The organism is Endozoicomonas sp., assembly GCF_051008435.1.
Classification (GTDB): Bacteria; Pseudomonadota; Gammaproteobacteria; order Pseudomonadales; family Endozoicomonadaceae; genus Endozoicomonas_A.
The window spans coordinates 18,099-27,355 of sequence record NZ_JBPCXO010000192.1; the positions used below are offsets into that span (position 1 = coordinate 18,099).

At 47.8% G+C, this 9,257-nt stretch carries 8 protein-coding genes; 4 read left to right on the forward strand and 4 right to left on the reverse strand.

Translation table 11 applies throughout. The features are described 5' to 3' along the window. Positions 1–3: 3 nt before the first annotated feature. Both ACR2PX_RS09405 and ACR2PX_RS09410 read right to left on the reverse strand, forming a co-directional pair. Positions 4–3,093, reverse strand: a complete 3,090-nt coding sequence (locus tag ACR2PX_RS09405; protein WP_433999101.1) for an efflux RND transporter permease subunit — start codon at positions 3,091–3,093, stop codon at positions 4–6. Beyond that, positions 3,090–4,163 carry an efflux RND transporter periplasmic adaptor subunit gene (locus ACR2PX_RS09410; RefSeq protein WP_433999102.1) on the reverse strand — a complete coding sequence of 358 codons (1,074 nt, stop codon included), beginning with the start codon at positions 4,161–4,163 and terminating at the stop codon, positions 3,090–3,092. The genes ACR2PX_RS09405 and ACR2PX_RS09410 overlap by 4 nt, the downstream gene beginning before the upstream one ends. Before the next feature lie 442 nt (positions 4,164–4,605). On the opposite strand from ACR2PX_RS09410, the gene xthA reads away from it, so the two are divergent. The 3 genes from xthA (at position 4,606) to ACR2PX_RS09425 (ending at position 6,233) form a co-directional block, all read left to right on the forward strand. Continuing rightward, complete coding sequence (xthA, locus tag ACR2PX_RS09415; RefSeq protein WP_433999103.1) at positions 4,606–5,424, forward strand: exodeoxyribonuclease III; 819 nt, start codon at positions 4,606–4,608, stop codon at positions 5,422–5,424. A 62-nt stretch (positions 5,425–5,486) separates the two neighbouring features. Further along, positions 5,487–6,005 (forward strand): hypothetical protein, encoded by a 519-nt coding sequence (locus ACR2PX_RS09420; protein ID WP_433999104.1) that lies wholly within the window; start codon positions 5,487–5,489, stop codon positions 6,003–6,005. A gap of 9 nt (positions 6,006–6,014) precedes the next feature. Beyond that, positions 6,015–6,233: a hypothetical protein gene (locus ACR2PX_RS09425; protein WP_433999105.1), complete on the forward strand. Its 219-nt coding sequence runs from the start codon at positions 6,015–6,017 to the stop codon at positions 6,231–6,233. Positions 6,234–6,450: 217 nt separating this feature from the next. Here ACR2PX_RS09425 and ACR2PX_RS09430 read toward each other — a convergent pair whose 3' ends face one another. Then, positions 6,451–7,296, reverse strand: coding sequence for an MOSC domain-containing protein (locus ACR2PX_RS09430; protein ID WP_433999106.1), 846 nt, complete (start codon positions 7,294–7,296; stop codon positions 6,451–6,453). A 106-nt stretch (positions 7,297–7,402) separates the two neighbouring features. Here ACR2PX_RS09430 and ACR2PX_RS09435 point away from each other — a divergent pair, with 106 nt between their 5' ends. Further along, entirely contained in the window at positions 7,403–8,209 is an 807-nt protein-coding gene (locus ACR2PX_RS09435; RefSeq protein WP_433999107.1) for a TatD family hydrolase, read from the forward strand. On the opposite strand, the gene ACR2PX_RS09440 is transcribed toward ACR2PX_RS09435, so the two are convergent. After that, complete coding sequence (locus ACR2PX_RS09440) at positions 8,184–9,071, reverse strand: cation diffusion facilitator family transporter (protein ID WP_433999108.1); 888 nt, start codon at positions 9,069–9,071, stop codon at positions 8,184–8,186. The genes ACR2PX_RS09435 and ACR2PX_RS09440 overlap by 26 nt on opposite strands. Between the last annotated feature and the right edge of the window lie 186 nt (positions 9,072–9,257).

The window sequence follows — 9,257 nt, forward strand, 5'->3', positions numbered from 1 at the left end:
TGATTAGACTTTACGAGCTTGCCATCTTCCGGAAATCATCAGCAGACACGGAGTAACTACCAGTGTCAGCAAGGTGGCAAAGGTCAGGCCTCCGGCTATGGAGGTTGCCAGCTGATTCCACATCTGAGTAAAGGGTGCACCCATCTCAATCGTATGGTTGAACATATTAATATTGATGGACAAGACCATAGGCATCAGACCTAACACGGTGGTGATAGTCGTCAGCATGACAGGTCTTAGACGCTGGGCTCCGGTTCTAAGAACGGCCTCTCGGGTGCTGTACCCTTCTTGTCTCAGACTGTTGAAAGTGTCGATCAATACAATGTTGTTGTTTACCACAATACCGGCCAGCGCAATAATGCCAATGCCGCACATGACAATGCCAAAGTTTTGATCGGTAATCATCAGCCCCAGGAAAACACCCCCTGTTGCCAGAATGACAGCAGACATGATTAACGCAGCCTGATAGAAGCTGTTGAACTGCGTCACCAGGATCATAGCCATGACAAACAGGGCGACACTGAACGCTTTCACCAAGAATTCACCGCTTTCTTTCTGGTCCTCTTCTTCACCCTTGAAGTCAAAGCCGACATCATCACCCAACTGGGCAGAGGCCAGCTCTTCTGTCAACAGCGGTATTTGTTGAGAAAGCAGTTGTCCATCCATCAGATCTGCTGAAATGGTAATGGTACGTTTGCCGTCTATACGTTTAATGTTGTCGAGCTTGCTGCTGACTTCTCTCTCGGTAAAGTTACCAATCGGAACCAATCCGGCAGAGGTCATTAGACGAAGCTGGTCAATACTTTCAAGATGACGTTCAGTTTCCGGGTAACGAATACGAATATCGACCTCGTCGTCGGCATCATCGGGACGATAAGAGCCAACTGTCAGACCTGAAGTCACCATTCTCACCATACTGCCGGTTGTAGCGACGTCTGCTCCGTATCGAGCCGCTTCAGCCCGATCGATGCTCAGGCGCCATTCATAACCTGGTGCAGGACCAGAATCTTCTATATTGGTGAATGCTCCAAGATTCTCGAGTATCACTCGCGCTTCTGCCACGGCATTGTAGAGAGTGTCCAGATTATCAGCCCTGACAATCAGCTCCAGTGGCTTACTGGTAGGTGGGCCATCCTTCAGCCGTTCAACGGATATATCCAGCCCTGAGAATCCTGCCAGTCTCTGCTCGGCAATATTGGCTATGGCAAGCGTAGTGTCCCGGAATTGCCAATCCTCAAGATTCACTCTTAACGTGCCAACAACCTGGTTCTCTCCGGTTCTGGCATAAAGCGTTTCCATACCAGGCAAATCCATGAGCCGGGCTTCTATCTTCTCCATCAATGCATCTTTTTCATCAACGGACAGATTCCCGGAATTAACTTTAGCTGTAATAACTATGGCATTGGTATCCACATCGGGGAAAAATTCCACACCACGGGATGTCTTGATGAAGAGAGTAAAAATCAGGGCTACCGTCATGCACGCCAATAGCAATACCTTACCAGGGTGATCTATTGCCCGACCCAAGACAGAGATATAGTGACCGGTCAATCCTGTTGTCTGGCCAAGGTCACCTGACTCAATAGCCTGCATGGATATTTTTTCTTTGGTACCCAGTACCCGTGGTTTACCGATCATGGCTCCAAGGGTGGGAATGAAAATCAAAGCCATGACCAGAGAAGATGCCAGAGTGGCAATCAAGGTCAGAGGCAAAAACTTCATAAACTCGCCCATCATTCCCGGCCAGAACATCAGTGGGAAGAAAGCTGCCAAAGTGGTTGCCGTAGAGGCGATGATCGGCCAGGCCATTTTGCGGGAAGCTTCAAGATAGGCCTGTTGGCGATGAATCCCCTCCCCCATTCTTCTGTCTGCATATTCGGTGACAACGATGGCACCATCAACCAACATGCCTACCGCCATAATCAGTGAAAAAAGTACGACCATATTAATGGTCAGACCCATAATGCCCAGAATCAATATGCCTGAAAGGAAAGATCCGGGAATGGCAATACCTACCAGGAAAGCACTTCTGGCGCCAAGAGCACCAATAATGATGACAACAACGAGAATAACGGCAGAGAGCACATTATTCTGCAAATCGGTCACCATCATTTTTACGTCTTCTGACTGATCCCCGACATAATCGACTTTTAAGGTCTCAGGTCCTGAAGCCATGCCCTGATCAATGATGTATCTTGAAACTTCAATGGCTTCAATAATATTTTCACCCGAGCGCTTTTTAATCTCCAGGGCAATACTGTTCTCACCATTTAAACGGGCATAACCCCCACCCTCTTTGAACGTGCTCAGAACGGTGGCGATATCCGCAAAGGTGACTACCCGGTTTTCTTCAACTTTCACGGGCTGAGAAAGAATATCTGCAGGGGTTTTGTAGACAGCAGGCACCTTAATGGAATAACTGCCCTGACCTGTATCCATACTGCCCGCCGCAACCAGCTGATTATTTTGTGAAACCAGGTTGATGACATCAGCAGGAACCAAACCATAGCTTTCAAGCTTCATGGGATCGATGATGACGTCGACCACTTCTTCCCTGTCACCGGCAATTTCCACTTCAAGAATGGCTTTCTGGGCTTCCAGCTCATCTTTTAAAGCCCGTGCAATCTTGACCATGGTTCTTTCAGGAAGATTACCTGACAAGATGGCAGTAATGACCGGGTCTTGACTGGCCATGGTGATTTGCTCAATAACGGGTTCATCTGTCCCCTCAGGCAATTTACTTTTTGCCAGATTCACCTTGTCCCGGACATCGGCCAGAGCTTTATCCAGCTCTATTCCTGCATCAAATTCCAGCGTGACAGAAGCATGGGACTGGGAAGCTGTTGCAGAAAGTTCTTTGACGCCTTCAAGCCCTTGCAGCTCTTTTTCCAGTGGCAGAACCAGCAATCGTTCGGAATCTTCCGGCGAAATGCCTTCGAAACTGACCGAGACATACACATAGGGAATAGGAATATCCGGTGAAGACTCTCTGGGGATGGTCAGATAAGAGAGCATGCCTGAAACCAGTATCAGGACAAACATCATCAGAATGGTGCGACTGCGATTCAGTGACAGGCCAATCAGACTGCTCATGGAGATTCCCCTGCAACCCTGTCTCCTGTAACAGCAAGGGCCTGCCCAGGTTCAACGATGACCTGCTCCCCTTCCCTGACAAAACCATGCCCCCGGGTTATGAGTCTGGCGCTGGAAGGAATTCCGGTCAGCCAGAGACCACTGGCCTCAGACTTCACAATGTCTACGGCCGTAAAGTGCACCTTATCCTGTTCATCCACCCATTTAATGCCGGGTTTTCCGGTTTCATTCAGGCTTAAAAGCGCCGGAGAAACCTTGATAGCCTGAACCTGTCCCAGTTTAAGTTCTGCTTCGACACTCAGACCTGCCGGCGTTTCCATTGCTTCATTGGGCACGTTAAGTTCAACTTTAAAGGTTCGGGTGCCTGATTCTGCGAGTCGGGCAATGTATCGAACCTGTGCCTCTGCTGTTTCGCCGGATGCAAAACGAATATCAGCATTGTCCCCCAGTGTGACCGCAGCTATATGACTCTGCGGAACATCAACAGACACCACTAAAGGATCAAGGTCGAGTATTTCTGCAACGGGTTTGCCCATTTCTATATAATCGCCCTGCTCCACAAAACGATCATTTAAGATACCCGTCACGGGAGCCGTGATTCTGGTGTTGTTGAAGTCTATTTCTAGCTTTGAAAGTTCTGACCGGGCTTCGCTCAATGCAACTTCGAGTTCAGGCAACTCATTCTGAGCAATCAGGTTTTTACTTTTCAATGACAAGGCTGAGTTATAGTCCAACTCGGCTTTTCTGACTCTGGCTTTGGCAGTGGCTATCTGAGCGGGAAGAGCTCCCTCTTTCAGGGTAACAATGGCTTCGCCACTGTTTATGAACTGGCCCTTCTGAGCAGCAGCGGTGATGACTCTGGCAGGAATTTCTGCACTGATGGTTACCGTCCTGTCAGGTTGGGTTTCGCCAAACAGAGTCAGGGTTCGGTGAATGGACTCAACCGGAAACGCCCTGGCTGAAACCTTTGCCAAAGGTAATTCAACGTCAGGCATCTTTTTCGTTTGAGAAGAGGACTTTCCGGTATCGGACATGGAGGTCACATCTGCTGTCAGCAGATAAATTCCCAAAAGCCCAGCCATTCCTCCAGCTAGGACCCAGGATCGATTAATGTCAGGCATAGAGTGTTCGCAATGTGTCGTGATCGTTCTTATGATGTCGTACGACCTTGTACGATTCTGTAGTGGCCACTATAAAGAAGCTGACATGTAAGCAGCAAGTAAAGGGCATAATCTTTGCTCTTCTCTGACCTTACCCCGGATATTTCATAAACTGCCCCGAATCTCGCGCAGGCATTTGTCGCTCTAAGGGATTTTGCGAAGGAGTGCCGTACCGGGGAGTACGGTCGACTGAGTAAAACCCCCTTAGAGCGGCAAAGGGCAAGTGAGAGCGGGAGCATGTTTATGAAATATCCGGGTTAGGCTCTGTTCGTAACTTATAAGAGTGCTGCTTTTCGGCTATCTTTTCAGCTATGATGCAGGTCGTACCATCTAAGGAAGCCGTTTCAAAGTCATGAAAGTCATTACATTCAATGTCAATGGAGTCCGCGTTCGCCTGCATCAGCTCAAGGCCCTGATTGAAAAACATCAACCGGAAGTGATCGGACTTCAGGAAATCAAGGTCACTGACGAAGACTTCCCGGTGGCGGGTATTGAAGCCTTGGGCTATCACGTTGAGTACTTTGGACAGAAAACCCACTATGGTGTTGCTCTGATGAGTCGCCATAAACCTGTCAGGGTTGAGAAAGGCTTTAAATCCGATGGTCCTGATGCCCAGAGACGTTTGATCACAGCGGAATACCAGACAGAGAGCGGCCAGTCCTTTACCGTGATCAATGGCTATTTCCCTCAGGGAGAGAGCCGTGATCACCCTACCAAGTTTCCTGCCAAGCAGGCTTTTTACCAGGATCTGATGACCACGCTGGAAACGGATTATTCCTCGGATCAACCTTTACTGGTGATGGGAGACTTTAATATTTCCCATACCGATACGGATATCGGCATTGGTCCTGATAATGCCAAACGCTGGCTAAGAACCGGAAAGTGCAGTTTCCTGCCGGAAGAAAGAGAGTGGTTTGACCGCCTGCTGGCCTGGGGATTCACTGATTGCTACCGTGAATGCTCTGAGAAGAACAGTGAAGAGCTCTACAGCTGGTTTGACTACCGCAGTCGTGGATTTGATCGCGAACCGAAACGCGGACTCCGTATAGATGGAGTGATCGCAACTGATTGTTTGATGAAGCGTTGTAAGGCTACCGGTATCGACTATGATATTCGTGGTTTAGAGAAACCTTCTGACCATGCCCCTCTCTGGGTTGAGTTTGATGTTTAATCTTTAGAGCCGGACCACAGTGATATAGACGGATTTAACTCAAACAATTAGAGGATGTGCTGATGCTTGCTACTCATAGAGATGCCGAAAATCGCTACTCAATTATCAGAGAAGCGGTGCTTGATCAGGTTAATCAAGATTTTGCCAATCGTGGAGAAATTAATAATCGAGTGAAACTGATCGATAATACTGCGTTAACCCAGTCAAAGAATTGGGATTATTCATCAAAAAGACGCGTAGATTGGGATTGGGTTGAGGGGTATGCCAACTTTAAATTTCGTTACCCAAAACGTTTTGAAATGGCATTATGGCATAGCGGTAAACTGGCAAGTCTGACGCTTGGCCGTCCAACTTATACAGGCCAACGTATGAGACTCGACCTCATTGAAGCTTGCCCAGAAAAACCGGCAGACCTCAAAGTATTCGAAATTTCACTCTTTGCCATTGGCATCTATGCGGAGACTCTGGGAGCCCATGAGCTACGTATTATGAACCCCATTAATACACAGGTGCGGGATTACTATGCTCGTTTTGGACTTACCTATGTGCCTGCTGGTGACTATCTCTATGCAACGTTATAGGATGAGCTGATGAGTAAGAAGATAGAAAACCTTACCAAGCATAGAAACAAAAAAAAACCGGCAACCATTGAAGAAGCTGCGCGTCGCGCTGCCCGCAGGTTTAGGGATATGACTCCTACCAATATTGAAGAGCCAGAAGCCTTGGCATCAGGCGATATGAAGAAGTTTTTGGAAAATCCTGACGAATACGAAAAAGGTGAAGATGATGAGTGGGAAAATGAATCGTAAGCCCCATACTGAGCAAGAGAAGCAAACTCAGCCTATGCCAGGTGAAATTGATCCTGGTGATGCAAGGATGAAAGTCTTTATGGCAGCACAAAAAACTAAGAGTAAATTCAGGGTTAGAAAATAAGAAATCATAAATTTCTATTGAAAAAAGATACAGTACTTCTTCATCCAAGGCGCTCTTGCCCATTCTAAATCAGCCCTGCACAGAGCCCGATAACTACGATTTTCTAATAGGGCATGATTTAGTTTGTTCAAGAATCTCAACGGTGTCGCCTAAACAGATCCTTCCTTGCGATTCATGGATCAGATTCTGTCCAAAGATCACGCCCATCTCTGTTCTTCTGTATCGTGACAGTGTCATCAGCGGATCTTTCCCTGTCTTTTCTCCCGTTTTGGGATCAACTGTTGTCATAACACAACGACTGCAGGGCTTGGCTACCTGAAAGACCACTTCGCCAATTTTAATTCTGTTCCAGGAATCCTCTGCATAGGCCTCTGCGCCTTGAATCACAATATTGGGTCTGAAGCGGTCCATAGTGACCGGAGAGTCCAAACGGCCATTGAGTTCTTGCAAGGAGGCTTCAGTAGTCAGAAGAAAGGGGAAGCCATCTGCAAAACCCGTGCTGTCACCTTCACTGGCAAAGCGCAGATCTACCTGACGGTGAACCTGTTCTGAAAACTTAACCATTCTGCATGGCAAGCCAAGAAACTCACTAAGCCATTGGGAGGCGGCCTCTCCTGCATCCAGGGCTTTCAGCTCGTCTTTCCAGACCTCAACGTCCATTTCAACTTTCTGAGTCAGCTGCTCTGGATCTGTGATGATCAACTCAGCCATGCCCGGTGCAGACAGAGTCAGACCCTTACTGCCTGGAATAGCTTCAATCAACGCCATGTTGGGATAGTGTCGCTGGGTGATGAACTTGCCACCCGGCTCCACTACCATCCAGCGACGGTCATTAACAAATCCCATACGATCGATGACTGCCTGCTCCACTGACATCTTTTTAAGCGATTTAACAGGGTGAATGGCAAGGTGGGAAACAGTCAGGGAAGAATGAGTCATCACAGTCTCACTAGCGATTTTACAGAATGAGCGAATAGCCTGATTGCCATGCCCACCGGATTTTGAAGAGAATGTATCAGATTTTCACTATTAACTTCGAGGTATTATGCAGCCCAATCTGGTTGATATCGGTGTAAACCTGACCGACAAGCAATTTTCCAAGGATCGAGACGATGTCATCGAGCGAGCGGTTGAAGCCGGCATTAGCACAATGATCCTGACAGGAACCTCGGTTGATGAGTCGCAACACGCACTGGAATTAGCCCGGAATTACTCGGAATACTGCTATTCAACGGCAGGTATTCATCCTCACGATGCAAAAAATGCCACGGACTCTTGTTACCAGACACTCAAGGAACTGCTCCAAGCACCAGAAGTAGTGGCAGCTGGGGAAATGGGGCTGGACTTTAACCGGGATTTTTCTCCCAGGCCTGTGCAGGAAAAAGTCTTCCAGCAACAATTACAATTGGCGGTTGATTCTGGACTGCCAGCATTCTGCCATGAACGTGATGCCTCAGATCGCTTTGTGGCTATTGCCAAAGAATTCAGAGATAAACTCAGCGGATTGGTGGTTCATTGCTTTACTGCGGACAAAAAAGCGCTGTATCAGTACCTTGACCTGGATCTGCACATCGGTATTACGGGTTGGGTCTGTGATGAAAGACGGGGCACCCATTTGCATCCATTGCTAAAGGATATTCCAGCCAACCGCTTGATGATAGAAACCGATGCTCCCTGGCTGTTGCCCAGAAGCATGGACAAAAAACCGAAAAACCGTAGAAATGAGCCGGCCTATTTATCATGGGTGGTTAAAACCATTGCAGAGCAGACCGGCAAAAGCTACGAACAAGTGGCAATGGAAACAGCGAATACTGCCAGGGCTTTCTTCAATTTGGATCCAGATGGACAATAATGTCAGCGTTGGGCATAAATTCCATGATGGCATCTTCAGCAGCCTGTCCAATATCATGGGCTGACCGCAAGCTTTGATCACCGTTGAGGTCAATGTGCATCTGAATAAAGGGAACCCGACCAGAGATACGGGTTCTCATCTCATGAATCCCCCGCACGCCCTCTATTGCCAACACGATGCGTTCAATTTCGTGAACCTGCTGCTCCGGCAACGAATGATCCATTAATTGCTGGGCAGCATCCCAGGCCATCCTGCCAACACTGAACAACATATAAATCGATATTAACAACGCAAAGCCCGGATCAAGGTAGAAATAACCCTGGCTGACACCGTAGAGTGCGATGATGACAGAAACATTAGTAAGCAGATCGACCCGGTAATGCATGGAATCGGCAGCAATAGCAGCGGAACCGGTTTTCTTCACCACATAGGATTGGATTGACAGAAGAACCAGAGTGGCCACGATTGAGAACAGCATGACGGTCATGCCTACTGACTCGTTGTCGATACTGCTCTGATTCCCCAGCAACTGATCAATAGCACTGAGAAACAGAATGATGGCAGAACCAGAGATGAAGGCTGATTGAGCAAGAACAGCCAGGTATTCTGCTTTGCCATGACCAAATCGATGTTCTTCATCCGCAGGCTCAAGAGCAATCCTTACGGCTACCAGAGTAATAATCGAGGCAATGACGTCCATGATAGAGTCCAGCAGTGTTGCCAGAACACTCAGGGAGCCGGTCATGAACCAGGCAGCAATTTTAACGATGATCAGGATTGCGGCAGTCATCACAGAAGCGATTGACGCCAGCTTCATCAACTTGTCCGGGTTCTCGGAGATTTTTTTAAGAGGTGTAAACATGCGATCCATCAATACTGAAGTGGCTGATTCCTTCGTCCCAGAATACTGAAACTGCGCTAAAAATCCTAGGAGCCTGTCGGACTTACCACTGACCTACTGCGAAAAAGCCGGATTTGGCCATTTTTTATGATTCTTTTCGTTGAATAGCTCGCTATTCGCCTCAAATAATCATAAAAACTGTCTCAA